At 51.0% G+C, this 25,632-nt stretch carries 25 protein-coding genes and 1 riboswitch; of the genes, 20 read left to right on the forward strand and 5 right to left on the reverse strand.

The features are described 5' to 3' along the window. From DP119_RS12195 to pabB, 14 genes are all read left to right on the forward strand, one after another. Positions 1-1,653 carry a b(o/a)3-type cytochrome-c oxidase subunit 1 gene (locus DP119_RS12195; protein WP_101191995.1) on the forward strand — a complete coding sequence of 551 codons (1,653 nt, stop codon included), beginning with the start codon at positions 1-3 and terminating at the stop codon, positions 1,651-1,653. Between the two features lie 214 nt (positions 1,654-1,867). Next, complete coding sequence (locus DP119_RS12200; protein ID WP_112233436.1) at positions 1,868-2,422, forward strand: methyltransferase family protein; 555 nt, start codon at positions 1,868-1,870, stop codon at positions 2,420-2,422. Between the two features lie 150 nt (positions 2,423-2,572). Next, positions 2,573-2,992, forward strand: coding sequence for an organic hydroperoxide resistance protein (locus DP119_RS12205; protein WP_058382397.1), 420 nt, complete (start codon positions 2,573-2,575; stop codon positions 2,990-2,992). A 20-nt stretch (positions 2,993-3,012) separates the two neighbouring features. Next, positions 3,013-3,450 (forward strand): transcriptional regulator, SarA/Rot family, encoded by a 438-nt coding sequence (locus DP119_RS12210; protein ID WP_112233437.1) that lies wholly within the window; start codon positions 3,013-3,015, stop codon positions 3,448-3,450. Between the two features lie 27 nt (positions 3,451-3,477). Then, a complete protein-coding gene (locus DP119_RS12215) occupies positions 3,478-3,954 on the forward strand; it encodes a glutathione peroxidase (RefSeq protein WP_112233438.1) in 477 nt (158 codons plus the stop codon). A 72-nt stretch (positions 3,955-4,026) separates the two neighbouring features. Further along, entirely contained in the window at positions 4,027-4,215 is a 189-nt protein-coding gene (locus DP119_RS12220) for a DUF3934 domain-containing protein (protein ID WP_112233439.1), read from the forward strand. 860 nt (positions 4,216-5,075) lie between these two features. Beyond that, positions 5,076-5,254, forward strand: a riboswitch (cobalamin riboswitch). 136 nt (positions 5,255-5,390) lie between these two features. Beyond that, a complete protein-coding gene (locus DP119_RS12225) occupies positions 5,391-5,879 on the forward strand; it encodes an acyl-CoA thioesterase (RefSeq protein WP_112233440.1) in 489 nt (162 codons plus the stop codon). Position 5,880: 1 nt separating this feature from the next. Beyond that, positions 5,881-8,058, forward strand: coding sequence for a ribonucleoside-diphosphate reductase subunit alpha (locus tag DP119_RS12230; RefSeq protein ID WP_112233441.1), 2,178 nt, complete (start codon positions 5,881-5,883; stop codon positions 8,056-8,058). A 6-nt stretch (positions 8,059-8,064) separates the two neighbouring features. Continuing rightward, positions 8,065-9,111, forward strand: a complete 1,047-nt coding sequence (locus DP119_RS12235) for a ribonucleotide-diphosphate reductase subunit beta (RefSeq protein ID WP_112233442.1) — start codon at positions 8,065-8,067, stop codon at positions 9,109-9,111. Continuing rightward, entirely contained in the window at positions 9,098-9,574 is a 477-nt protein-coding gene (locus tag DP119_RS12240; protein ID WP_240616431.1) for a flavodoxin domain-containing protein, read from the forward strand. Before DP119_RS12235 ends, DP119_RS12240 begins: the two co-directional genes overlap by 14 nt. Before the next feature lie 73 nt (positions 9,575-9,647). After that, positions 9,648-9,836: a hypothetical protein gene (locus tag DP119_RS12245; protein ID WP_058382404.1), complete on the forward strand. Its 189-nt coding sequence runs from the start codon at positions 9,648-9,650 to the stop codon at positions 9,834-9,836. Between the two features lie 244 nt (positions 9,837-10,080). Further along, complete coding sequence (locus tag DP119_RS12250) at positions 10,081-10,479, forward strand: DUF1259 domain-containing protein (protein ID WP_112233443.1); 399 nt, start codon at positions 10,081-10,083, stop codon at positions 10,477-10,479. Between the two features lie 157 nt (positions 10,480-10,636). Beyond that, on the forward strand, positions 10,637-11,260 hold the full coding sequence (locus DP119_RS12255) for an anthranilate synthase component II (RefSeq protein ID WP_112233444.1): 624 nt from the start codon (positions 10,637-10,639) through the stop codon (positions 11,258-11,260). Continuing rightward, positions 11,238-12,980, forward strand: coding sequence for an aminodeoxychorismate synthase component I (pabB, locus tag DP119_RS12260; RefSeq protein WP_112233445.1), 1,743 nt, complete (start codon positions 11,238-11,240; stop codon positions 12,978-12,980). Before DP119_RS12255 ends, pabB begins: the two co-directional genes overlap by 23 nt. A gap of 55 nt (positions 12,981-13,035) precedes the next feature. On the opposite strand, the gene DP119_RS12265 is transcribed toward pabB, so the two are convergent. The 3 genes from DP119_RS12265 to DP119_RS12275 form a co-directional block, all read right to left on the reverse strand. Next, positions 13,036-13,782 (reverse strand): ABC transporter ATP-binding protein, encoded by a 747-nt coding sequence (locus DP119_RS12265; protein ID WP_112233446.1) that lies wholly within the window; start codon positions 13,780-13,782, stop codon positions 13,036-13,038. A 1-nt stretch (position 13,783) separates the two neighbouring features. Then, on the reverse strand, positions 13,784-15,415 hold the full coding sequence (locus DP119_RS12270; RefSeq protein ID WP_112233447.1) for an ABC transporter permease: 1,632 nt from the start codon (positions 15,413-15,415) through the stop codon (positions 13,784-13,786). A 75-nt stretch (positions 15,416-15,490) separates the two neighbouring features. Next, positions 15,491-16,561 carry a Fe(3+) ABC transporter substrate-binding protein gene (locus DP119_RS12275; protein ID WP_112233448.1) on the reverse strand — a complete coding sequence of 357 codons (1,071 nt, stop codon included), beginning with the start codon at positions 16,559-16,561 and terminating at the stop codon, positions 15,491-15,493. 278 nt (positions 16,562-16,839) lie between these two features. Here DP119_RS12275 and DP119_RS12280 point away from each other — a divergent pair, with 278 nt between their 5' ends. Next, complete coding sequence (locus DP119_RS12280) at positions 16,840-18,333, forward strand: amidase (RefSeq protein ID WP_112233449.1); 1,494 nt, start codon at positions 16,840-16,842, stop codon at positions 18,331-18,333. A gap of 81 nt (positions 18,334-18,414) precedes the next feature. On the opposite strand, the gene DP119_RS12285 is transcribed toward DP119_RS12280, so the two are convergent. After that, positions 18,415-19,698 (reverse strand): L-lactate MFS transporter, encoded by a 1,284-nt coding sequence (locus DP119_RS12285; RefSeq protein ID WP_112233450.1) that lies wholly within the window; start codon positions 19,696-19,698, stop codon positions 18,415-18,417. 579 nt (positions 19,699-20,277) lie between these two features. Further along, positions 20,278-21,207, reverse strand: coding sequence for a LysR family transcriptional regulator (locus DP119_RS12290; RefSeq protein WP_167399231.1), 930 nt, complete (start codon positions 21,205-21,207; stop codon positions 20,278-20,280). Between the two features lie 159 nt (positions 21,208-21,366). Between DP119_RS12290 and DP119_RS12295 the strand changes: the two genes are divergently transcribed. The 5 genes from DP119_RS12295 (at position 21,367) to DP119_RS12315 (ending at position 25,629) form a co-directional block, all read left to right on the forward strand. Beyond that, positions 21,367-22,971: a gamma-glutamyltransferase family protein gene (locus DP119_RS12295; protein ID WP_112233452.1), complete on the forward strand. Its 1,605-nt coding sequence runs from the start codon at positions 21,367-21,369 to the stop codon at positions 22,969-22,971. Further along, on the forward strand, positions 22,965-23,534 hold the full coding sequence (locus tag DP119_RS12300; RefSeq protein ID WP_420812311.1) for a chromate transporter: 570 nt from the start codon (positions 22,965-22,967) through the stop codon (positions 23,532-23,534). Before DP119_RS12295 ends, DP119_RS12300 begins: the two co-directional genes overlap by 7 nt. Further along, positions 23,531-24,064 carry a chromate transporter gene (locus DP119_RS12305; protein ID WP_112233453.1) on the forward strand — a complete coding sequence of 178 codons (534 nt, stop codon included), beginning with the start codon at positions 23,531-23,533 and terminating at the stop codon, positions 24,062-24,064. The genes DP119_RS12300 and DP119_RS12305 overlap by 4 nt, the downstream gene beginning before the upstream one ends. 17 nt (positions 24,065-24,081) lie before the next feature. After that, positions 24,082-25,053, forward strand: coding sequence for a Bug family tripartite tricarboxylate transporter substrate binding protein (locus tag DP119_RS12310; RefSeq protein ID WP_167399232.1), 972 nt, complete (start codon positions 24,082-24,084; stop codon positions 25,051-25,053). Between the two features lie 93 nt (positions 25,054-25,146). Continuing rightward, entirely contained in the window at positions 25,147-25,629 is a 483-nt protein-coding gene (locus tag DP119_RS12315) for a tripartite tricarboxylate transporter TctB family protein (protein WP_112233455.1), read from the forward strand. The last annotated feature ends 3 nt before the right edge of the window (positions 25,630-25,632 follow it).

The raw sequence follows: 25,632 nt of genomic DNA on the forward strand, positions 1-25,632 counted from the left end.
ATGATTGCCCAACCAGAACGTAAAATCGCCTTATGGCACTTAGGTGTCGCTTATACCGCATTTTTGATCGGTACGCTCATGGGCGTCTTGCAGGTATTTATCCGCAACGACGCACTTCAGCTCCCGGCTTGGCTTGATTATTACCAAATCCTTACTGCGCACGGCGTCTTGCTTGCACTTATTTATACGACCTTTTTCATTTTCGCCTTCTTTATCACCGGCATGAGCAAAAGCCTTGGCAGCTTCGGCCCTAAAGTCCGCTTGTTTTCATGGATCGGTCTGTGGGTGACGCTGCTCGGAACGGTCATGGCTACAGTCATGATTGTGGCCGGTGAAGCTTCAGTGCTTTATACATTTTACGCCCCGCTGAAAGCGAACGGATTTTATTATGTCGGCCTGGCTTTGGTCATTGTCGGCACGTGGATCTCGAGTTTTGCCTTGGTCGGCCATTACATGGTTTGGCGCCGTAACAATAAAGGGCAATTGAGTCCCTTGTTTGCGTTCATGACGGTCACGACCATCGTGTTATGGATCATCGCCTGTCTTGGCGTTGTTGCGACTGTGTTGTTCCAATACATTCCGTGGGCATTCGGTTGGACGGATACGATCAATGTGGAATTGAGCCGTTCGCTGTTCTGGTATTTCGGCCACCCGCTTGTGTATTTCTGGCTGCTTCCAGCGTACATCGCTTGGTACACGATCGTGCCGAAACTGCTTGGTGTGAAAGTGTTCAGTGATTCCTTGGCACGTCTCGCCTTCGTCTTGTTTATTCTGTTCTCGATTCCGGTCGGGTTCCATCATCAATTGACGGAGCCGGGTATCTCGAACTTCTGGAAGTTCCTGCAGGTCGTCTTGACCTTTATGGTCATCGTGCCATCACTCATGACGGCGTTCTCGATGTTTGCGACCTTTGAAATTTCAGGGCGCAAAAAAGGCGGCACCGGCCTCTTTGGCTGGTTCAAGAAATTGCCGTGGCGAGATGTCCGGTTCACGTCGATTTTCATCGCCATGGCGTTCTTCATTCCTGGGGGCGCTGGCGGGATCATCAATGCCAGTTTTCAATTGAATGAAGTCGTCCACAATACGTTATGGATTGTCGGGCATTTCCATATTACCGTCGGAACGCCTGTCGCGATGACGTTTATGGGCTTGACCTTCTGGCTCATCCCATATTTGACGGGGCGCCGTTTCACGAAGCGCATGCAGCGCCTAGGCTTTGTCCAGATCATTACTTGGTCGATCGGTATGCTGCTCATGTCGACTGCACAGCACGTATTAGGCTTGATGGGGGCTCCGCGCCGCACAGCTTACAGCGGCTATAACGACCACCCGTCGGCGATGGAATGGTTTGACGGCATCATCTCGAACCATGTGACGATGGCGATCGGCGGCACGATTTTGTTCCTGTCTGCCATGATCTTGATGTATATCGTCATCATGACGATGTTCGTTTCGCCAAAAGCGGAAACGCCTGAACAGATGGTGGAATTCCCGCTGGCGGAAAGCGATATGTCGAATACACCGAAATGGCTGGAAAACTGGTGGATTTGGATCGGCATTGCCGCCGCGTTGATCATCATTGCATACGCGATTCCACTGACCCACATGATCCAACATGCACCGCCTGGCTCGAAAGGATTTATTACATGGTAGGAGTTGAGGACAATGTTCACGATGGTAATCGCATTAATGGCCATTTTCATCGTTTTCACCGCGATGCTCGTTGAGTTGTCGGTGACGGACGAAGACTAAAGAAGAGCTGTTCCGGTAAGGTGCCGGGACAGCTTTTTCTATTCGCAACCAGTTGGAAATTGTATTTGAGCGGCATCTTCTATAGTATTTTAAGGAGAAGAAAGAGGTGGATGTGATGGGGTGGATGGACTGGGTTTTCACCGCTGTGAGCGTTATTTGGCTGGTCGAATTCATCGTTTTTAAAAATCGCGAGACCGGGCAAGGCGACCCGGTCGAAAAAAGGACATTCTTCGGAATCCTATTGTCGCTGATCGCTACCATTGCGGTTGGTTTTTGGCTTCAGGAATTGGCAAGAACAGAAATTGCCTCGGTGCTCAGGCCGATCGGGCTCGTGTTGCTTATCATCGGCGTCTTTTTGCGATTTTGGGGGATCATTCACTTGAAATCACAATTCACACGCCACGTGACGGTTAGGGAAGGCGATACGATCGTCAGCAGCGGCCCTTACCGCAAGCTGCGCCACCCGCTTTATACTGGCTTGTTTTTGATCGGCATCGGCATGGCACTGTTCTTTACGAGCCCGATTGCGGCGATTGCCGGCGGCTTGTTGCTCGCTTTTGCACTCAATAAACGCATGCAGCACGAAGAAGCCTTGCTCGTCGAAAAGTTCGGGCCCGAATACAAGGAATGGATGAAGCACCGCGCCCGCTTGATTCCTTATATTTATTGAAGCTCAGCTATCGCGAATAAAGAAGTGGAAATCCCGGATCTTGCATCTGGGATTTTTCTTGTGGAAAAAAACCAAAGCATTTCATTTTACATCGTGTACGATTTAATCTAATATAGATCGTGTAAGATATAATTTTGGAGGGATATAAAAATGAAACCAATATTTGAAACGACAATGATCAACAGCGGTGGACGCGAAGGCACGGTTTATTCACCAGACAATATTTTCAACCTCGATGTGGCAAAACCAGTCGCGCTCGGCGGCCAGCCGAATACAGCAACGAACCCTGAGCAATTGTTTGCGGCAGGCTATAGCTCTTGCTTCAACAGTGCATTGGACTTCGTGTTGGAACGTGATAAAGTGAAAGTAACGAACAGCGAAGTCACAGCGACAGTTTCCTTGCTGGGCGATAAAACGGACGGCGGCGTGAAACTTGCAGTGCGCCTTGAAGTGGATATCGACGGCCTGGAAGATGGCAAGAAACAGGAATATGTCGACAAAGCCCATGCGTATTGCCCATATTCCAAAGCGATCAAAGATTCAGTGGACGTGGAGATTGTCGTTCGATAAGCAGAAAAACAGGTGATGACATGGACAAACCAACCAAACTGGAACAGCAACTATGCTTTGAAGTGTATAAAGCGTCGAGCAATTTCTCGAAACTTTATGCGAAGACCTTAGAACCGTTCGGCCTGACCTTTACTCAGTACTTGGTCTTGCTCGTGTTATGGGAAGAAGACAGCTTGACGATGAAAGAAATCGGCGGGCAACTCGGGCTCGGCACCGGCACGCTCAACCCGATCATCAACCGGATGATTCAAAATGGCCGCATCGTGAAAGAACAATCGGCTGAAGACCGCCGCGCTTTCCGGATTTCTTTAACGGAAAAGTCGCGTGCGGATGAAAAGCCGATTGAGCAGGCCATTCACGACAAGATCACCAGCTGCAATTATCTTGATGTCAATGCCATCGAACTGATGAACAACCTGAAAGCCTTAAATGCATTTTTCGGCGAGATGGATCTGTGAAAATTCATGGAACAGGAGTGATGAATGATGGGAATCTACGATATTAAGGTCACCGATGCCAGCGGGGAAGAGTACAAGCTCGAACGCTACAAAGGCCAACCGATGGTCATCGTCAACACGGCGACCAAATGCGGCCTGCGCGGCCAGTTTGACGGCCTCGAAAAGATTTACCAGCGCTACAAAGATGAAGGCCTAGTCGTACTTGGCTTTCCGTCCGATCAGTTCGGCCAGGAAGTCGAGGAAGCGGCAGATGCCGAATCGTCGTGCCGCATGACTTACGGCGTCACGTTCCCGATGCACGACATCATCAAAGTGAACGGAAAAGAAGCGCACCCCTTGTTCGATCATTTGACGTCAAACACGAAAGGCTTTCTGTCGAGCGGCATCAAATGGAATTTCACGAAGTTCCTTGTCGACCCGAACGGCAAAGTCGTGGCGAGGTTCGCACCGAAAGATACACCCGATTCAATGCACAAAGACATCCAGAAAGTGCTCGGGGCCTAAACACGAATTGTTCACGAAAGCGGCGGGATGTGGTAAGCTGAACGTCACGATGAGTGAACGGGAGTGAAAGAAATGGGCAAAGCGAAAGCAAAATCAAAAAGCGGCGTAGGCCAAGGAACCGGTAAAAAAGGCTGGAACCGTTGGGAAAAAGGCAAGAACAAGGCCAAGAGTTTCAAGCCGTATACAAGCAAAGACAATAAAGAAACCACGAACCAAAAAGGAAAGCAGCCAGAAGCTGAATCTGAATGGGTCGATGGATAACAAAAGCTGCGCAGGCAATTGCGCGGCCTTTTTATTTCCTGGGAAATAGAAATGGTTTGGACAGTGAGTGGAATTTTGCTAGGAGCTAACCCAAAGCTAGGCAGCAAAATTGATGTGAAGCACAAATAGAATGCTAAAATGAGTCGAAATGAAAATGCCCACTATCTTATTACACGCCCAATTTGGGAAGCGATTCCCCTACGATCGGGCAACTATCTAAAGGAGCAAATCCGATTAAACACATACAGAACAACGAAATCTCTAAGCCGCCGAGCGCAAAGGGGTGAGCCGAAGCGATAAGACAGGCGCTCTTCCTGGCTTATTGCGAAAGGCCAACCCAAAGCCCGGCGGCGACTACTAAGATGATGCATAATTAAAACACCGGAACGATTCCACAAGCAAGCTCTAGTTGTCTTCACCGAAGCCCATCCCGGGAAGCGATTCCCCCACTAGCCGGCAATTATCTAAAGGAGCAGATTTAATTAGACATACAAGAATTTATGAAATATCTTAGCCGGCCAGCGACAAGGGTGAGCCGACGCAGTAAGACAGACGGTCTTCCTGGCTTACTGCCAAAGGCCAACCCAAAGCAAGCTGGCGACTGCCAAGATGATGCACAATCACAACACCATATGGATTCTACAAGCAAACTCTCGCTATCTTCACAGAAACAGAAAATTTGAAGAACCTCGTATCAAAAAATAACTACAAATTGAAAGTTTTATACGAAAAACACGCCAGTGACTAGACCCTTTTTCACTTTCTGCAGGAAGTGCGAGAAAATCCTTGCGGCGAAATTAGAACTGGTCTATAGTGAAACTACAAGATTTGGTGATGATGTAAAAAACCAACACCATATATAGTGATACCGCAACAAAGGTGCCCGATATGGGCTTAAAAGGGAATCCGGTGAAATACCGGAGCTGTTCCCGCAACTGTAAGCGCAGACGAACCATGAAATCCCACTGTCCAATGGACGGGAAGGGCATGGCGAGAGTGACGCGCGAGCCAGGAGACCTGCCTTAGTTGTCGTTTTGCACTTCTCCGGGAATTGGGAAGGATGACAAAGGTTTGGTTCGTGTGGTCGCAGTATGCCCACCTAATTAACTTGCGTTTATGCCCCCATTCTCTCCGGAGAGTGGGGGCTTTTGTGTTTTCAAAAGGAGGAAGTCAGCATGAATAGAGAACAACTTCCGGCCGGCGTATCCAGGACCATCCAGTCCCGGCTCGTCTTGCCGCCGGATACCAACCATATGGGCACGATTTTCGGGGGCACCGTCCTCGCATATATTGATGAAATCGCAGCCATCGCGGCAATGAAACATAGCCGGCGCGCAGTCGTAACCGCGTCGATCGACAACGTCAATTTCCTGTCCTCGGCGAAAGTCGGCGACATCCTGATCTTGGAAGGCGTTGTCATTTCGACAGGACGTACTTCGATGGAAGTATACGTCAAAGCAGAATGCCAGCACATCGAAAGCGGCACGCGCAGCTTAACGACTACCTCGATCTTGACGATGGTGGCAGTAGATGCAGAAGGCCGTCCGACGCCGGTCGCAAGCGTGGTGCCGGAAACGGAAAATGAAAAACGTCTATTTGAGAACGCACAGGAACGAAAAGAACGCCGAATGATAGCAAACGAATACGCAAAGGAGCTGTGTTGAAATGACTTTAGGAGCAGTAGAACGCGATAGAAAAATTCAAGATGCATTGGACCGGGTGTCGATGGACGAACCGCATTGGACGTTTGAGGCGGCAGGATTATATTTGGAGAAATTATATGAGCAAGCGGCACAAACGCGCGGCTACAGCGCAGCGAACAAATACGATGATTTTTACGGATTGATTTACGGGCTTAGCCGACTTGGCATTTATTCGAAAGATTTATTGGAAGCTTACTCCGAAGACGAGATTCGCCTATTGGGACAAGAAATTTCACCGGAGCGCGATGAATTGTTCAATTACATAGGATTATTCTTGCTGGCGGACCGTTATTTGGCAAAAGACTACGACGGAAGTGTGTGGGAATTGCCGCAAGAGCGCTTTCTCATCATCGCGATGACTTTGATGCAAAAAGAACCGAAAGTGCGCCGCTTGGAACTCGTCAAGGAAGCGTATTGGGCGATGAGCAATTTGTATATGACGGTGGCGACGCCGACTTTATCGAATGCAGGGAAAAGCTTCGGCCAAATGTCTTCGTGCTTTATCGACACCGTGGCGGATTCGCTTGACGGCATTTACCAGAACAACTGGGACGTTGCGCGCCTGAGCAAAGACGGCGGCGGCCTCGGCGTCTATTACGGAAAAGTGCGCGCACTCGGCTCGGACATCCGCAAATTCAAAGGCAATTCATCCGGCGTCATCCCGTGGATCCGCCTGCTCAACGACACAGCGGTCAGCGTCGACCAGCTCGGCCAGCGCCAAGGCGCAGTGGCGGTCTATTTGGATGTATTCCATAAAGACATCATGAATGGCTTCCTGGATTTGAAAACGAACAATGGCGATGAGCGCCGCAAAGCACACGATATTTTTACCGGGGTCTCGATTCCGGATTTGTTTATGCAAAAATTGCAGGAAACGGATGAAAACGGCCGCAGTGTCGGCGAATGGCATACGTTCTGCCCGCACGAAGTCAAGCAAGTGATGGGCTGGAAAGACGATCAGGGCAATCCGCTTGGCCTGGAAGATTTCTATGACGAAACGGACCGTAAATACTTTACGGAAAAATACGAAGAAGCGGTTAACCATCCTTTATTGGCAAGAAAATCGTTCCGTGCAATGGACGTTATGGCGCGCATCATGGTGTCGCAGCTTGAGACCGGCACGCCGTATATGTTCTACCGCGACGAAGTGAATCGCCAAAACCCGAACAAGCACTTGCGCGGCATCGGCAAAACGTCCATCTACTGCAGCAATCTGTGCAGTGAAATCGCCCAGAACATGTCTCCGACTGAAATCATCAAAGAATACAAAGACGAAGAAGGCAATTTGGTCACTGTGCGCAAACCTGGCGATTTCGTCGTCTGCAATTTGTCGTCGATCAACTTGCCAAGAGCAGTGCAGGCGGACGTCTTGTCCCGCCTCATCCCGATTCAATTGCGCATGCTTGATAATGTCATCGATTTGAATACCATTTCGGTCGGCCAGGCAGAAGTGACGAACGGAAAATACCGCGCCGTTGGACTAGGAACATTCGGTTGGCACCATTTGCTGGCGCTTCGCAGCATCCATTGGGAAACAGAAGAAGCGGTCGAGTATGCCGACACTTTGTACGAAGAAATCGCCTGGCACACAATCCGCGCATCTGCGGGGTTGGCAGAAGAAAAAGGAGCCTTCAGCGAATTCAAGGATTCTGAATGGCATACGGGCAGCTTTTTCGAACGCCGCGGCTACAACAGCGAACGCTGGGACGCATTGCGCCGTAAAGTTGCAGCATCCGGCGTCCGCAATGGCTGGATGATGGCGGTCGCGCCGAACTCGTCGACCGCTAAAATCGGCGGTTCGACAGACGGCATCGATCCTTTGTATGCCGTCGAATACGCAGAAGAGAAAAAGAATTTCCGTTTTAATGTTACGGCACCGGACCTCAACCACCGGACGTATGACTATTACCGCCGTGCGCGCCACGTGCTGGACCAGAAATGGAGCATCCGCCAAAACGCCGCGAGACAGCGCCATATCGACCAGTCAATCAGTTTTAATTTGTATGTGCCGCACACGATCCGCGCCAAGGAATTGCTGGAGTTGCACCTCGAAGCGTGGAATTGCGGATTGAAGACGAGCTATTATGTGCGCAGCACGTCGCAGGAAGAAATCGAAGCATGCGAGGCATGTGAAAGCTAAGGAAGGATGAGGAGTATGCAAACTTTAACGAAACAACCATTGATGGATCCGGATGCACCGAACCGCTCGACCGCCATTGTCGGCGGGGCGAGCTCCGGCTTGCTCAATTGGAATGACATCGCCCATCCGCATATGTATGAATTGTACCAAGCGCTGCTCGCGAACTTCTGGAAAGCGCAGGAAATCAATATGCAGGACGATATTAAAAATTGGGACTCGCTATCGGATACCGAGAAAGATGTCTTTTTGCGCATCAACACGCAGCTTGCATCTCTCGACAGCCTGCAGACCCCGACGATGACCCAAGTGATGGACTATGTCAGCGATTCAAGCTTCAAGTCGATTTTTGCCGTCATCGCCCAGCAGGAAGCGGTCCATACCGAGTCGTATTCCTACGTACTCAGCTCGCTCGTGCCGCTCGATGAACAGAACCGGCGCTTTGATGAAGCGAAGAACGACCCGCTCGTCAGAAAGCGCAACGCACGGATCTTGTCTGCATATGAAGCGTTCCGCACCGAGCCCAATCTGGAAAACTTATTGAAGCTTGCGGTTAATTCGATCAACTTGGAAGGCATTTATTTCTATGCCGGGTTTGCGTTTTTCTACCATCTCGCACGCCAGCAGAAAATGCTCAAGACGAGCACGATGATCAGCTATATCCAGCGTGATGAAATGCAGCACGCCTATTTCGTTTCCCAGTTTATCCGCATCCTGATGGCAGAAAACCCGGAACTCGCAACAGATGAGATGAACGACTGGATCCGCGATGAAGTGGCGCACGCAGTGGAACTCGAAAAAGAATGGGCACAGCACATCCTTGGGGACATCGACGGCCTAGATCTGGATGAGTTCAACGAATACGTCGAGTATTTGGCAAACAAGCGGCTGCGCCAAATCGGCCTCGGCAACCTCTATGAAACGCGTGATAACCCGATGCCGTGGATCCGCGTCTTCGGCGATGACAGGATGAACAGCACGAAGTCGGATTTCTTCGAACAGAAATCGCGCGCCTATACGAAAGTATCGGAGTCGAACGGTTTTGACGAATTATAAACCGGACATTGCAATTGTCTATGCTTCTGCGACGGGGCACACCGAATGCCTCGCTTCAATGATTACGGATGCGCTGGTTCGTCAAGGGGCTCAACCGGATGTTTTTCATGTGAAGGAATTCGATCTCGCTGAACTATCCCGTTACGATATAGTTGTAGTCGGTACATATACGTGGATGAGCGGCGAAATCCCGAAGCAGCTGCATGGCCTGTTCGAAGCGATGGAACAGCACGGGAACGGCCTTGTTACAGGCGTATTCGGCACAGGCGACCGCTGCTTCGCGGCGTATTGCGGCGCGGTGGATCTGTTCCGGGACATGCTTCACGCGAAAACCATCTTAGCCGCCACGCTAAAAGTCGAACAGATGCCTTCTGCGGATGACTGCCCGCGCTGTGCTGCGTTCGCGGAACGTTTGCTGATGAAATACAGCCATCACAGAGGCTTGCTGTCGGCCAACTCCTGACGCTTCCTTTAGTTTCTCGCTCGGGCAAGCGGGTATAGAGCTAATAAGGAATTGAAACGGAGGAGGAAGGTCGATGGCACAACAGAAATGGCTGAAAGTCGGCGCAGCGGCAATGCTGTCTGCCGGAATGCTTGCTGCATGCGGCGGCGGGGAAGAAGAGCCGGAAATGGAACAAGAAACAGACGTCATGCCAGGTGAAGAACAAGGCGACTCTGAAGACAATGAAGACAATGAAGATGACGAGGAAGATGAAGAAGATTGATTTTGTATAAGTGGTTGTAGGCCTATAGTTTCCCTTTTTGGACGATTTATCTTATACTATTCACGAACGGGAAGCCATAGTATTTCCGATCAGGCATCAATTATCACTGCTTAAAAATATACAACTCCCATTTGGTAAAATGGAACAGACTATAGCGCTGGAACCAACGCCGAAAAAAGCCCTTGCTTGGGTTTTTTTCGGCGTTTTCTTTTCGGCGTAATTTGCTTTAAGAAAGGGGAACGATATGAAAATCGAACACACTATCATGGACCTGGCACAACAGGTCGGTAACTTGCTTGAGGCAGAGACCGATACCACGGACATGGAATGCCTAATCAAGAAAAACCGGACCGTAACCATTCAATTGCATGATAAAAGTTTTGATTGCACACTGGAACACGATATATCGTTTCGAAACCTGAAATCCGATGGCTCTGCCATGAACGAAGCAGACATTTACCTGCTGCCTGAAGAAGTGCCGTTATTTACGCAAGCCTTGCAGCAATATCCGATCGCCTTACCGACAGAATTTGAGCAAAGCATCGACTCGAACCCGAATATTGTGTGTCTGCGCCTGATTGCAGAGGAACCGCCCGAGAATTTTGCCGCACGGCTCGCAGCTGCATTGCGCCGAATCGATTAATATAGATACAACCCGGATGCCTGGCAATCCGGGTTTTTACTATTCAACTTGAGCAATGTCCATTCATAAAACATGCGATTAGATAATCGATGCTTAATCCTCGTCCTCCCTTTATAATGAAACTACGCAACATTTCACTTGAAGAGGAGTTTTTCCCGTGATTGTCATCATCGATCATTATGATTCATTTACATATAATCTGGTCCATTACTTCGAACGGCTCGGTGCGCGTGTGGAGGTCTTCCAGAATGACCAGGCCGTGCTCCAAGACATCGAAGCCTTATCACCGGAGCTGATTGTGCTGTCGCCAGGGCCGGGCAAGCCTTTGCAGCCGGGCGTCGGGACAAAAGTGCTCGAACAGCTTAGCGGGAACATTCCGATACTCGGCGTGTGCCTGGGCCACCAGAGCATTGTCGAGTTTTACGGAGGCAAAGTCCGTAAAGGCGCACAGCCTGTCCACGGCAAAGTATCGGAAGTGGCACATGGCGGGCAGGGAGTTTTTGCGGGGTTGAGTTCACCGACGCCGGTCGTGCGTTATCATTCGCTCGTGGCGGAAATCGATACGCTTCCAGGCATTCTCGAAGTGACGGCAACAGCAGAGGATGGCAGCATCATGGGCGTGCGCCACAAAGAATTGCCGGTCGAGGGCATCCAATTCCATCCTGAATCGATTTTGACGAAGGACGGTTTTCAGATGCTCGCGACCGCCTATCAGAACGCCCAATTATGGAATCGGGAAAAGAAAGGAGGCGCACAAGATGGCCCCTTATCTGCAGTTTGATTTTGTGAAAGACGACGGAACACCGGAAGCGGTCGCCTTTACCGAGCCGCACGCGGTGCTCGAAGCGAAGTCACTTGAGGACGTGGCGGCCATTTTCGAACAAGTCGACCGTTACACGTCACAAGGCTACTACGCGGCGGGCTATGTCTCCTACGAGGCGGCGCCTGCTTTCCATCCAGAAATGACCGTGCACGAAGGAGCCGAAATGCCGCTTGCCTGGTTCGGCATCTATAGCGAAACACAAGCGCCTAAGCCGGCGGACAACGCCGATTATGAAGTATCGGCCTGGGCGCTAGAAGGCTCCGTTCTTGAGTATAAGAACGGCATCCAGAAAATCCGCCAGGCCATTGAAGAAGGCGATACGTATCAAGTGAACTACACGGAACGCCTTACGGCTGGATTCAAAGGCGATGCGCAAGCATTTTACCGGCAGCTCGCACGCAACCAGCAAGCGGATTACAGCGCTTACCTGGACATCGGCCGCCACCAGATCCTGTCGGCCTCACCGGAATTATTCTTCCGCATCGACGGCTCGCGCATCCGCACAAAGCCGATGAAAGGCACGGCCCCGCGCGGCAGGACAAACGGGGAAGATGAAGCCATTTTGGATGTGCTGCTCGAATCGGAAAAAGAACGCGCCGAGAACTTGATGATCGTCGACTTGCTGCGAAACGACATGAGCCGCCTCGCCAAGCCGGGGACGGTTCAAGTGCCGAAGCTGTTTGAAGCGGAGAAATACCCGACCGTCCATCAGCTCACCTCGACGGTGGAAGCTGAATTGCCGGAAGGGCTCAGCGTATACGATTGGTTCCAGGCATTGTTTCCGTGCGGCTCGATCACCGGCGCGCCGAAAGTCAGCACGATGCGCTACATCGCCGAACTCGAACAGACGCCGCGGGAAGTCTACTGCGGAGCAATCGGCTATATCACGCCTGAAAAAAACGCCGTCTTCAACGTGCCGATCCGTACCGTCGTCATCGATCAGGACAAATCGGCTGCGCGCTACGGCGTGGGCGGGGGCATCACCTGGGATTCGACATCCGAAGGCGAGTACGAGGAGCTATTGACGAAAGCCCGCGTGTTGACAGATCAGCGCCCGGAATTCGCCTTGCTCGAATCGCTCAAGCTGGAAGACGGAAACTATCCACTGGTCGCGCTTCACCTCGCGAGGCTGAAAAAAAGCGCGGCATATTTCCGTTTTGCATGGGATGAAGAGGCTGTAGTGAAACAATTGGAATCACTTGCCTCACAGCATGCGACAGGCCTTTTCAAAGTCCGCTTGACGCTTGAGCGCAGCGGCAGGATGGAGCTGACTGCACAGCCTGCAGCCCCGGTCGAGCAGCCGATCCACTGCGCACTCGCCAAATCGCCGGTCGATAACCGAAATGCATTTCTCTATCACAAAACGACCAACCGCGGCATCTATGAGCAGCACCAACACCATGCGCCTGACGCTTTTTCTGTGCTGTTATGGAATGACCGCGAGGAATTGACCGAGTTTACCATCGGCAACCTGGTCGCAGAAAAAGACGGCCGTTTCTACACGCCGCCCGTCTCAAGCGGCCTGCTCGGCGGCACCTATCGCGAACAGCTGATTGAAGAAGGGCGCATCGAAACGAAAGTGCTGAAAAAAGAAGAGCTCGGCACATTCGACGCCATCTGGTTCATCAACAGCGTCCGCGGATGGATGAAAGTAGAAATTGATACTCATGCTATGTGAAAATAGCAGTTAAAAAAGCCGGCCCTTCCATCACGGAAGAGCCGGCTTTTCTATATTACGCATTGACGGTAGCTTTAGGTTTCAATACTTCTTCGGATTCGGCAATGGCTTCTTGGCGGAACGTATCGAGCATATCGCACGGACGCCCGACAAAATCCATTTTTCCGTCTTTCAACTTCACAATGCGGTCGGCAAGAATATGCGCGTCTTTTTCATCGTGTGTTACGAAGATGGAGGTGATGTTCGCCTTTTTCAAAATCTCTCGAAGATCTTTGCGAATTTTCCCTTGCAGCTCGGCGTCCAAATTACTGAACGGTTCATCCAGCAGGATCAAATGAGGGTTCGGCGCAATCGCGCGGGCAATTGCCACACGCTGTTGCTGGCCGCCGCTCAATTGATGCGGATAGCGCTTTTCGTATTCTTCCAATTCGACGAGTTCAAGCATTTCACGCATGCGCTTCTTCTTGTCGGCTTTTTTCATGCCGGACAAGCCGAACATGATATTCGCGGCAACCGTCATATGCGGGAACAAGGCGTAGTCCTGGAAGACCATGCCTATGCCGCGTTTTTCCGGCTGCAAAAATGTCTTGTCGTCGAACAAGGTTTCGTCCTGGATGACCAGGCGTCCATTTTTCGGCCGCTCAAGCCCGGCTAGCAAGCGCAAAATCGTGCTTTTTCCGCTGCCGCTGCGCCCGAGGATCGAAATGACTTCACCTTTTTTTATATCCAGCGTGAACCGATCAAGTGCAGGGGCCTGTGTATTCGGATAGGAAAAACTCACATCTTCAATGGCGACAAACATATCAATCCATCTCCTTCTCGAGTATCTTATAGAAAATCACAATGGCCAAGGCGCTAATACCGACAATCAAAAGGGAAGCTTGAGAAGCCTCCATGATTTTTTCATCACTTGCGTACTGGAAAGCTTTTGTTGACAATGTATCAAAATTAAACGGTCTGAGGATCAATGTCAAGGGAATCTCCTTGAGGACATCGATGAAGACCAGGATAAATCCACTGATGATCGCGCCTTTCATCATCGGCACATCGACTTTGAAAAAGGTCTTCGTCGGGCCGGCGCCGAGGAGTCTTGAAGCATCCCGGAAGTTCGTGCCGATCTTGTCATAGCCTGTCTCAATCGAGTTATAGCCGATGGCGAAGAAGCGGATGATGTAAGCAGCGAGCAGCAGAACAATGCTGACGCTGAGCACCAGCGTCGTCTCGAGGCCGATCGCCAGATAAAGCGGGGCGAGGTAGCCGTCGAGTGCGACAAAAGCCGTGACGACGGCAACCGCGATAACCGCCCCAGGAATCGAATAGCCGAGCACCGTCAGTTTCGGCAAGAGTTTCGTATATTTGCCTTGCACCATGCGGGCGAAATTCCCGACGATGAGCGCAAGGATGACAATCAAGGTGGCGCTGAGCCCGGCGACAAACACCGAGTTTTGCACATAGCGCATGAATTCTTCCATCGGGATCGTCCCAAAGGTCAAAACCGTCCAGTCAACCAGCTGAATGACAGGGATGAAGAAGCCGAGGCTCAAGATCACCATGCCGTAGCCTGCCGCCGCAAAGCCTTTCCATCCGCTAAGCGGGATCAGCTGGAGCGGGCGCACTTTCGTCGAGAAATAGCTGTATTGCCGCCTGCCGCGGAGCAGCTTCTCGATGAGCAGGATGATGATGACAAAGCCCATGAGAGAAGCGGCCAATTTGATCGACGTATCCAAATCCCCAAGGCCGAACCAGCTTTGGAAGATGGCGGTCGTAAAGGTTTGGATGCCGTAGTATTTCACGACGCCGTAATCATTCAGCACTTCCAATACGACGAGGCTCGCGCCGGCGATGATGGAAATCCGGGAAATCGGCAGCACCACTTGGAAAAACGTGCGCCAAGGGCCTTTGCCGAGCAAACGCGTGCTTTCGATCAATGACGCTGATTGTTCAGACAAATACACTTGCGTGATCGTGTAAACATAAGGATACAAGAACATCGTGTAAATGAAAATCGCCCCGGGCAAATTCATGATATCGAAATACGCCGGGTCCAGTTCCATTCCTAATCCCTCGCGCAGCGTCGTCTGGATGACGCCGGTGAAATTCAAGATGCCGTGGTACGTATAAGCACCGATAAACGGCGGGATGGAAAGAGGGAGGATCAACGCCCACTTCAAAAAGCGCCGGAATGGAAAATCGTATTGCGCGATCAGCCAGGCAAGGCTCAGCCCGATCAGAATCGTGAAGAACGCTGTCGCGAGCGTCAGAATCAGTGAGTTGATGACGAACTGACGCAATACGAACTCTTTCATATGTTCCCAATTGTCATTTGACGGCGTGAATAGCCCGGTGACAATGGTCAAATTCGGCAGGAACAGCATCAGGATGATGACGACTGCCCCTACAGTCCAGATATTGAAATTGGCCAATCTGCGTTGCAAAATCCAGGCACCTCTTTCCAACTCGCAAGAAATCCCTTGCCGCACTAAACCAGCAGCAAGGGGAGATCATCTAGGTTATTTCCAGCCGACTTCGTTGAACAATAGAATCGCCTTGGCGTTGTTTTCGCCGAGTGCAGACATCGAGATGTCCTGCTCTTTGAAGTCACCCCATGATTGCAGCAATTCGGATGGTTCCACTGCTTCGTTTACTGGGTATTCATAATTGACGGAAGCGAATGTTTCTTGTGCTTCCGGTGCGGAGAGAAACTCCAGCAATTTAATTGCATTTTCTTGGTTCTTAGCTGATTTTACCACACCCGCGCCGCTGACGTTCACGTGCGTGCCTGTCGTATCCTGGTTCGGGAAGAACACATCGAGGCCTTCAGCCACTTTGACTTCTTCAGGGTCTTCAGAATTCAGCATTTGGCCAAAGTAATACGTGTTCATGATCGCTACATCGCCAACACCCGCTGCGATTGCTTTCGCTTGGTCGCGGTCGCCACCTTCAGGGTCGCGCGCAAAGTTCTCGACCATGCCGGCTGCCCATTCTTTCGCTTCTTCTTCGCCGTTCAATTCAATGAAAGAAGCGAGCAAGGATTGGTTATAGATGTTTTCAGAGCTGCGGATCAATACGCGTCCAGCCCACTCGTCTTCCGTCAATGCTTCGTACGTGGAGAGTTCAGACGGGTCGACTGTTTCTTTGTCATACAGGATGACGCGTGCGCGTTTTGTCAGGCCATACCACATTTGGTCTTCATCCTGGAAGTTAGCAGGAATCTGTTCGTCCAGCACATCGCTTGAAACAGACTGCAAAATGCCGTCTTCTTTCGCGCGGTGCAGGCGGCCTGCATCAGCTGTCAAAAACAAATCGGCTTGTGTAGCGTCTCCTTCGCGCTTGATGCGCTCAAGCAACTCATCGGCTTCGCCTTTGATCAAGTTGACTTTAATGCCGGTTTCTTCTTCAAATTTCTTGTAGAGCTCATCGTCCACATCGTAGTGGCGGGCAGTATATAGGTTCACTTCGTTGCTGGCAGTTTCTTCGCCGGATGTTTCCGCCGGTTGTTCTTCTGAGCTGTTCGAGCTGCCGCATGCAGCAAGCACGAGAAGCGTGCCGAGCACTAATAAGAATGAAAGCAATTTCTTCATGGGTGTCTCTCCTTTGAATTGGTTGATGAATCTTATTCAAATGAAAACGATTCTCATTTACTAGTATAGCCAGCCATGTATTAAAGTCAACGGTTTTAGGGGGAAACTTGTTTTAAATGTGTCCATTTTCGTTATATTTTAGATAACAAATGAAAGCGCTTAGTTCGAAAGCTTTCCAAAGTCTCATCGACCCCTTGGCTATTTGCCAGTCTCAGGAAATGCTACACTTGAGAATGAGAAACAACGGGACTGATCTAACGGAAACGGGGGCATACGGAATGGATATGAAAACATACTTATCGCTAGACGCGACAGCGCTTGCGGGATTGGTGAAAAAAGGGGAAGTTAACCCAAGAGAATTGGTGGAACTGAGCTTTCAGCGCTTGGATGAAGTGGAGCCGAAACTCCATGCTTTCACAGCGGAGCGCCACGAGCAGGCTTTGCTGGATGCGGAGAATGGAAGAGACGGCATCTTCGGCGGTGTGCCGGTTGCCTTGAAGAACATCTCCCAGGCACTTGCGGGACAGCGCTTGAGTGCGGGATCGAAATTGCTGGCAGACTTTCGCCCGGAACGCGATTCTCATTTCGTCGCGCGCTTGAAAGCGGCTGGGCTTATCCCGATCGGGCACACGAATACGCCGGAATTCGGCTTGAAGAATATTTCAGAACCTGAGCTGTTCGGCCCGACGCATAATCCGTGGAATACGGATCATTCACCAGGCGGCTCAAGCGGCGGGGCAGCGGCCGCTGTCGCATCCGGCATTGTGCCCGTCGCAGGGGCCAGCGACGGTGGCGGCTCGATTCGCATCCCTGCTTCGTTTACCGGATTATTCGGGCTCAAGCCGACACGCGGCAGAACGCCAGTCGGACCGGGAGCCGGACGGCAATGGCAAGGGGCATCGATCGACTTTGCGCTGAGCCGGACCGTGCGGGACAGCGCTGCGCTGCTCGATGTATTGCAGGTCGTCCAGCCGGAAGCCGCGTTTCAAACGCCGCTATTTCCCAGGAAATATACGGAACAGCTGGGCCGGGAGTTTAGCGAGCCGCTAGCGATTGCGTTCTCGCTGGAATCGCCGGTCGGCACGCTGGTGTCAGAAGATGCGAAACAAGCCGTGCTGAAGACGGTGCGCTGGCTTGAAGGGCAAGGGCATAGAGTTGAAGAACAAGCCCCTGATATCGACGGTATTCAATTGATGCGTGAATATTATTTGATGAACAGCGGGGAAATGGCGTTGCTCCAGAAAAATCTCGAGAAAACATTCGGCCGCCGTTTGACGGAAGACGATATGGAAATCGAGTCCTGGCTGTTGGCGACTGCCGGCAAACGGGTTTCGGCCGCTGATTATTCCGCGAGCCTCGCCGCATGGGACGCAGCCGCTGCGAAAATGGCAGAAATGCACGCGCGTTTTGATTTCTACATTACTCCCGCGACAGCGCACCCTGCCCCAGAAATCGGCGAATTGAGCCATTCTAAAGAATCGCGTACACGCTTATTGCAAGCGCTCGACATGGCACGTGATACTACCGACCAGCAAGAACTGATCTATGCGATGTTCTTGCCGAGCCTCAGCTACACGCCGTTCACGCAGCTGGCGAATTTGACTGGCCAGCCGGCGATGTCTTTGCCGCTTCACGTGACCGAGGCGAATTTGCCGATCGGCGTCCAAGTGATGGCGCAAAAAGGAGAAGAGCATCGCTTGCTCCAATTGGCGAAACAGATTGAACAAAGCGACTTATGGATCGGCCAGCGCGGCAACCCGTTCTTTCAATAGAGTTGAATTGGATGATGTTATATAGAAGGAAACACAAAAAGCCCTGGAAAAGGAATTCCTTTTCCAGGGCTTTCATTCGTTTTAAGAAGAAACGGCTTGTTGGGTCGCTTGGACCTTGTCGTCTTTTTCGTAATTGCGTTCCACGCGGCGGATGTCCATGCGGATCAAGATGGACAAGATGAGCGCAACGGAGATCAATCCGATGAAGATATAGAAGACGGGTACATAGCTGTTGGTTGCAGCATAGACTTGTGACACGATCGCCGGGCCGATGATGCCGCCGAGAGACCAAGTCGTCAGCAAATAGCCGTGGATGGCGCCAAGCTGTCTTGTGCCGAACATGTCGCCGATGAAGGCCGGCAAGTTCGAGAAGCCGCCGCCATAGCAGGAAACGATGAGCAAGATGAACACTTGGAAAATGATGACGTTTGTGATGCCCGGAAGCATGACAAAAGCGACAATCTGGATGATGAAGAACATCATGAACACGGTCGGGCGCCCGATATAATCGGAGATTGCGGCCCAGCCGAGGCGTCCGCCGCCGTTGAAAATGCCCATGATGCCGACAAGTGTCGCGGCACCCGCTGCCGTCAAGCCGACCAATTCCTGCGCCATTGGAGAAGCGACCGAAATAATCATGATGCCGGCGCTGACGTTGATGAGCATCATCGTCCACAGCATCCAGAAGCGGCGTGTTTTCACAGCTTCTCTAGCTGTCAGTTGGGCCAAGTCTTTCTTCATGACTTTTTTGCCGGAAGCAAGGTCCGCTTCCATTCCTTTAGGCATGAACCCTTCAGGTGGCGGGGCAATATAGGAAGCGCCGAGTGAGATCAAGATGAAATAGCTGATGCCGAGAATATAGAAAGTAGTCGTTACGCCGACAGAAGCGATCAAGCTTGCCGCAACCGGCGCGGTAATGAGTGCGCCGGCGCCAAAGCCCATGACAGCCATGCCAGTCGCAAGCCCGCGGCGGTCAGGGAACCATTTGACGAGTGTCGAGATCGGCGCGATATACCCGACGCCAAGCCCCATGCCGCTCATGAATCCGTATGTAAGCAGGAATAGTACGAGTGAATCGATTTGTGTCGCGAAGCCTGCGCCCGCTTGTCCGAGGCCGAACAAGAAAGCGGCCACCATGGCAGATTTCCGTGGCCCGTTCTTTTCGACGAAGCCGCCGAAGAACGCTGCGGAAATACCGCCGAGGGCCATCATGATCGTGAAGGCGTAGGTGATTTCTGTTGGAGACCAGCCCATCGTTTCGCTGATGGGTTTCGTGTAGACGCTATAGGCATAAGCCGCACCGATCGACAATTGAATCGCGATGGCGGATAACGCAATCAGCCATCTGTTTTTGTTCGTCTTCATAGTGAAATTCCTCCTTTGTTTCGTAGAACTTGTTTCTAGAGAATACATGGTTTTCACTATTTCGACAAACTAATTTTCTGAATTGAAAAACTACTATAATAAAAATGTGATATTCCTGTTAAACAAAACTGTGCATTTACACATTGAAGAGCGTAAAAACCGTTCTTTTTTAATGAAAAAGGAATAAAATAGGGGAATTTAAGTAAGCGTTTTCATAAAAGTTCGAATTAGTTTAGGGATATTTACTCATTTTTTACTGAGAGAGAAATTTTCTAGTTTAAAGGAGAGATTCTTTGCCTGAAGGAGAAACCAGAAGGCTAAAATCCAGCATCCATGCGGTTTTGAGGATCGTCTACGATAGAATTTCCACTATTCTAAAATATTCTGCTTTAACTATTAATTTCTCTCTTTTAGAAGAATAAATGCTATTTCAGGCAATATAATTATTAGGATATAAAAGAACCGGCAAGCATCCAGTATCTGAGGGCTTGCCGGTTCTTTTAGATGGCGGCTTAAAGAGCCTGCAGCCAATGCGTAGTTCCATGAAAACAACGGCTCAATCAGATTGAAAAATGATCCTCAAAGTTCCGCCAACCGCTTTTTCGTATGCACGGAAACTTTTTCGTCCATGACATAGGAGTCAAGAAAGTCCAAAAACAGCTGGGCGGCTTGTGCATGGAAGCTTGAGCGATGGGTGATGTAATGAAAACGGCTCTTGTTCGGAAAATCAGCCAGGCTGATTGCCCCGATGGTTCCGATATTCGTCTCGCTTTTGACGGTCGATTCGGAAAGGTAAGAGATGCCAAGGCCGAGCGCGACCGATTCCTTGATCGTTTGGGAGCTGCCGAAGCTCATCACTTTCTTCGGTGCAATGCCAAGCTGCGCGAACAGCTTATCGGTAACATCGCGCGTGCCGGAACCGGGTTCGCGGATAATCCATGTTTCCGCTTCAAGCAATCGGCGGTCAACTTGTGAATTACGGATGATCGGGTGGTTGGGCCGGGCGATGATGACCATTTCTTCTTCTGTAAACAATTCAATGTCGATATCCGGGTTGCCGATATCGCCTTCGACGATAAAGCCGATGTCGAGTTCCTGTTTATGGGTTTGCTCGATGATGGTCTTGGAGTTATGGATCGTGATGGTGGGCGTGATATTGGGATGGCGCTTATTGAATGCATAGATGATGCCTGGCAGAAAGTACTCGCCGAAGGTATAGGCCGCCCCGATCGACAAAGGCATTGCCGCCGACGGTTCGAGTTCCAGCAGGGAGATCTTCAATTGATCGTACTTCAGGAGGATCTCTTTGGCCTGTGCGTAACTCACCTGCCCGGCTTCCGTTAACTGGACGTACTTATTATTGCGGTCGAACAGCCGGGCGCCAAGCTTTTTCTCGAGTGCCTTGATGCTCAGGGAAATGGCGGAAGGCGTCATGTGGAGCAGCTCGGCTGCACGCGTGAAACTTTTCTGTTCTGCTGTGGTCACGAAGATTTCGAGTTTGTGGTCCATCATTTCACCTCTATGAGTTTTTTTAATCATACTATTAAATATATTTAATTTTACTTATGAAAGATATTTTTGTAAAATTTGAATAATACAAAAATGACATCTTTATTCGGAAAGGTGATAATTTATTCAACCGAATGAAAGTATATAGGAGGAAATGACATGGATTACTTGAATCATCCCTTTCCTGGGAAACGCCAAACAGTCTTCGGTAAAAAAGGCATGGTCGCAACATCACAGCCGCTTGCCGCACAGACAGGGCTTGAAATATTGAAAAAAGGCGGCAACGCCATCGATGCAGCGATTGCGACAGCCGCAACCTTGACAGTCGTCGAACCGACGTCTAATGGCATCGGGGGAGATGCCTTCGCCCTTGTCTGGGTGAAAGGCGAGTTGCATGGCCTGAATGCTTCGGGGCCATCCCCTCAGGAACTGACGATCGAAGCGGTGAAGGCGAAAGGGCATGAGAAAATGCCGACGCACGGCTTGGTGCCGATTACGGTGCCTGGCGTCCCGGCAGCGTGGGCGGAGCTGTCGAAACGCTTCGGTAAATTATCGCTTGCGGAAACGTTGGAGCCCGCGATCCGCTACGCGGAAGAAGGCTATCCGCTGACGCCGATCCTCGGCAAGTTCTGGAAAAAAGCTTACGACAATTTCAAGAAAACGTTCACCGATAAAGAATTCGAGGCCTGGTTCGAAACCTTCGCACCGAATGGCCGCGCACCGGAAATCGGCGAGATGTGGAAATCGCCAGGCCATGCCGACACGCTCCGCAAAATCGGCGACAGCGATGCAAAAGCCTTTTATGAAGGCGAGCTGGCAGAGAAAATCGACAGCTTCATGACTGAACACGGCGGCTTCCTGAAAAAAGAAGACTTAGCCGCATACAAAGCTGAATGGGTCAAGCCGATCTCGACCAGCTATAAAGGGCATGAAGTATGGGAAATCCCGCCGAACGGCCAGGGCATGGTCGCACAAATGGCGCTCAACATCTTCAAGCAGCTGGGCGAGCCGGCGTGGCAAAACGCCAACACGCTGCATCAGCAGATCGAGTCGATGAAACTGGCCTACACGGATGGCCAGGCATTCATTACAGAACAAGACGATATGCCGGTTACGGCTGAACATTTATTATCCGATGATTATGCGGCAAGCCGCGCGAAGGAAATCGGCGATGAAGCCCTGGACCCGGTCGCGTATGAATTGCCACAAGGCGGCACGGTCTATCTCGCCGCAGCCGACGAAGAAGGCAATATGATTTCGTACATCCAAAGCAATTATATGGGCTTCGGGTCGGGCATCGTCATCCCGGGAACAGGAATCGGCCTGCAGAACCGCGGAGCGGATTTCTCGCTCGATGAAAACCATCCGAATGCCTTGAAACCCGGCAAGCGTACTTTCCACACGATCATCCCAGGATTTTTGACGAAAGCGGGAGAAGCGGTCGGGCCATTCGGTGTCATGGGCGGCTATATGCAGCCACAGGGCCATTTCCAAGTAGTGGTGAATACGCTCGATTACCTCCTCAATCCGCAAGCGGCGCTCGATATGCCGCGCTGGCAATGGATGGGCGGCAAGAAAGTGGCCGTGGAAGCGGAATTCCCGAATTACCTGGCGCAGGAATTACAGCGCAGAGGGCATCAAGTGGAAGTGATGGCTGATCCAGGAAGCTTCGGGCGCGGCCAGATCATTTGGCGCAATACAGAAACAGGCGTGCTTGCAGGAGGCACGGAATCCCGGACGGACGGGGCGATTGCTGCTTGGTAAAAGAACAAGGCGTCAAATCGGTCGATCTCACCATGGCCTTTTTCCGGGCAGGAATGCTCGGATTCGGCGGTGGCCCGGCGGTCATTCCGATCATGCAGCGTGATGTGGTGGAACGCTATAGCTGGATGACGGATGAAGAATACGGCGATACGATCGCCCTTGCCAACACAATGCCTGGGCCGATTGCGACCAAACTTGCCGGTTATATCGGCTACCGCGTGGCAGGGCTGCGCGGGTGTGTGATCGCTCTCGCCGCCTCCGTCATTCCTACCGTCATCCTGATGATCCTGCTTCTTGGCATCCTGCAAAATTATAAAGATGTGCCATGGGTGGCGAATATGTCAAATGCGGTCGTTCCGGTCGTTGCCGTTATGCTTGGTGTCCTGACGTGGAATTTTATCCAGCAATCCGAAAAAGCGCTGGGATGGAGCCGGGCAATCCTATTGATCGCTATTTCAATTCTTCTTCTTGAAGTGCTTGGCCTGCATCCGGCTTTTCTGATCGCCGCTTTGATTCTGCTGGTTCTTGTGCCATTCATTAAAAGGACGGTGAGCAGAACATGATTTACTGGCAGATTTTCCTGGCATTTTTCATTCCAGGCATCGTCGGTTACGGCGGCGGGCCGGCATCGATCCCGCTCGTCGAAAAGGAAGTCGTGGATCGCTATGGCTGGATGGATACACAGGAATTCAGCGAAGTGCTGGCGCTTGGCAACTCCTTGCCTGGCCCGATCGCCACGAAAATGGCGGGCTATATCGGCTATGCCGAGGGAGGTGCCCTTGGCGCCATCGTTGGCCTATTCGGGGCAGTCGCACCGTCGTTGATCCTGATGATCGCGCTTATGGCGATTCTCTTCAAATACAAAGATTCACGCGAAGTAAAAAACATCTCGAAAGTTGTCAAGCCTGTCATCGCCGTATTGATCGGCGTCATGACGCTCGACTTCATCTTAACCTCTGAAGCTTCACTTGGCGGCATCCAGACGGTGATCCTGATGGTTGCAAGCTACCTGATGCTCGAGAAATGGAAACTGCATCCCGCCTTGGTGATCGGTCTGGCGCTGCTGTATGGGGCGCTGACAGGAATTTCTTAAAAAAAGGAGAAATGTATATGAAACGAAATGCATGGAAAAAAATGGCGTTGGCAACAGGAGTTTCAGCAGTTGCATTCGGACTGGCGGCTTGTGGTGAAGAAGATAGCGGGGCAGCAGTCGAAAATTATCCCGAACGTGAAGTGGAAATGATCATTCCTTGGGCTCCCGGTGGAGGAAGCGATATTGAAGGGCGCCTTGTCGCTGAACATGCCGGCAATCATTTTGACCAATCCTTTGTTGTCATCAATTCACCTGGCGTCGGCGGGACAGTCGGTTTGGAAGAATTGACTGAACGGGAAGCGGACGGCTATAGCATCGGGCAAATCCATGAAGGGCTCTTGGTTGCCCACCATACAGATATTACGCCAATCAACTACGACAGCTTTGAGCCTATTGCTTCAATGTCCGCCTCTGATCAGATCTTGGCGGTTTCGAATGACCTTGGAATCGACTCTTTGGAGGAATTCGTGGAATACGGCAAAGAAAATGAAGTGCGCTTCGGCGGAACCGTTGCCGGTATCCCGCGTGTGTGGGTAGAGCAGCTTGGCCGTGCACTTGAGATCAATTACAATCTCGTCGGCTACGAAGGTTTGAGTGAAGCGATTCAAGCACTCGCAGGCGGCCATATCGATGCAGCGATTGTCGATTATTCTTCTGCCAATGAATTCGTGGAAGCCGGGCACATGAAATTCCTGGCTATCGGTACATCGGAACGCATCGAGAGATTGCCTGACGTCCCGACATTCGTAGAAAGCGGATATGACGTAACGATGAGCATCAACCGCGGCTATGTCGCGCCGGAAGGCACAGACCCGGCCATCATTGAACAATTGGCAGCTTCTTTTGAAGAAGCCGCGAACGATCCTGCTTATATCGAAGCTGTACAGAATGTGGGAACTGAAGTCGATTTCATGGGGCCGGAAGAATACCGGACCCACTTAGAGGAACAAGACGAAATCATTAGCGAAATCGTCCAAGATCTCGAATAGAAAGTGGACTAAATGGATGTGACAGCGGAAGCCTGGGGGCCCATCTAGCCTCCCGGGCTTCTTGCATCCAATAAGAAGGTGAGGAACAACATCATGGGTGAGATATTGATAGGTGTGGCATTGATTGCGCTCGGCGCAGTCATTTATTTTCAATCAAACGATTTTCCGGCGCTCAACGAAGTCCATCTCGATGCCGGCTCCTTTCCAAAGTTGATTGCTGGCCTTTTGATCTTGTTGTCGCTGATGCTGATCATCAAGCAAGGGCTGGTTCTTATGAAGTCCAAATCGGCTGGGGAGCGGCAAGGAGCAGGTGAAAGGGCACGCGATTTCTATAAAGAATATAAACTGGTAATCCTGACGCTGCTGGTTTTCTTTGTTTACATTTTCCTGATGCAATTCATCGGGTTTGTTGTCTCTACGATCGCGTTCATTATCTTTACGGGTTTACTGGTCGGGTCCCGTGCCAAAAAAGATATTATGGTCATCACCATCGTTTCTGTCGCCATCACACTCGGGACTTATTTCTTCTTTGAAAACTTCCTGAATGTCCGATTCCCTTCCGGAATCTTCTTTTAAACC

Origin of the sequence: Planococcus maitriensis (assembly GCF_003289925.1) — a bacterium.
Lineage (GTDB): Bacteria > Bacillota > Bacilli > Bacillales_A > Planococcaceae > Planococcus > Planococcus maitriensis.

Bases quoted from the DNA above. Each gene is read 5' to 3' on its own strand.
- DP119_RS12265 (WP_112233446.1), bottom strand. From the start codon at position 13,782: ATGTTTGTCGCCATTGAAGATGTGAGTTTTTCCTATCCGAATACACAG.
- DP119_RS12195 (WP_101191995.1), top strand. From the start codon at position 1: ATGATTGCCCAACCAGAACGTAAAATCGCCTTATGGCACTTAGGTGTC.
- DP119_RS12235 (WP_112233442.1), top strand. From the start codon at position 8,065: ATGAGGAGTATGCAAACTTTAACGAAACAACCATTGATGGATCCGGAT.
- DP119_RS12295 (WP_112233452.1), top strand. From the start codon at position 21,367: ATGGATTACTTGAATCATCCCTTTCCTGGGAAACGCCAAACAGTCTTC.
- DP119_RS12280 (WP_112233449.1), top strand. From the start codon at position 16,840: ATGGATATGAAAACATACTTATCGCTAGACGCGACAGCGCTTGCGGGA.
- DP119_RS12285 (WP_112233450.1), bottom strand. From the start codon at position 19,698: ATGAAGACGAACAAAAACAGATGGCTGATTGCGTTATCCGCCATCGCG.
- DP119_RS12315 (WP_112233455.1), top strand. From the start codon at position 25,147: ATGGGTGAGATATTGATAGGTGTGGCATTGATTGCGCTCGGCGCAGTC.
- DP119_RS12210 (WP_112233437.1), top strand. From the start codon at position 3,013: ATGGACAAACCAACCAAACTGGAACAGCAACTATGCTTTGAAGTGTAT.
- DP119_RS12245 (WP_058382404.1), top strand. From the start codon at position 9,648: ATGGCACAACAGAAATGGCTGAAAGTCGGCGCAGCGGCAATGCTGTCT.
- DP119_RS12225 (WP_112233440.1), top strand. From the start codon at position 5,391: ATGAATAGAGAACAACTTCCGGCCGGCGTATCCAGGACCATCCAGTCC.
- DP119_RS12205 (WP_058382397.1), top strand. From the start codon at position 2,573: ATGAAACCAATATTTGAAACGACAATGATCAACAGCGGTGGACGCGAA.
- DP119_RS12200 (WP_112233436.1), top strand. From the start codon at position 1,868: ATGGGGTGGATGGACTGGGTTTTCACCGCTGTGAGCGTTATTTGGCTG.
- DP119_RS12290 (WP_167399231.1), bottom strand. From the start codon at position 21,207: ATGGACCACAAACTCGAAATCTTCGTGACCACAGCAGAACAGAAAAGT.
- pabB (WP_112233445.1), top strand. From the start codon at position 11,238: ATGGCCCCTTATCTGCAGTTTGATTTTGTGAAAGACGACGGAACACCG.
- DP119_RS12220 (WP_112233439.1), top strand. From the start codon at position 4,027: ATGGGCAAAGCGAAAGCAAAATCAAAAAGCGGCGTAGGCCAAGGAACC.
- DP119_RS12275 (WP_112233448.1), bottom strand. From the start codon at position 16,561: ATGAAGAAATTGCTTTCATTCTTATTAGTGCTCGGCACGCTTCTCGTG.
- DP119_RS12230 (WP_112233441.1), top strand. From the start codon at position 5,881: ATGACTTTAGGAGCAGTAGAACGCGATAGAAAAATTCAAGATGCATTG.
- DP119_RS12250 (WP_112233443.1), top strand. From the start codon at position 10,081: ATGAAAATCGAACACACTATCATGGACCTGGCACAACAGGTCGGTAAC.
- DP119_RS12310 (WP_167399232.1), top strand. From the start codon at position 24,082: ATGAAACGAAATGCATGGAAAAAAATGGCGTTGGCAACAGGAGTTTCA.
- DP119_RS12215 (WP_112233438.1), top strand. From the start codon at position 3,478: ATGGGAATCTACGATATTAAGGTCACCGATGCCAGCGGGGAAGAGTAC.
- DP119_RS12305 (WP_112233453.1), top strand. From the start codon at position 23,531: ATGATTTACTGGCAGATTTTCCTGGCATTTTTCATTCCAGGCATCGTC.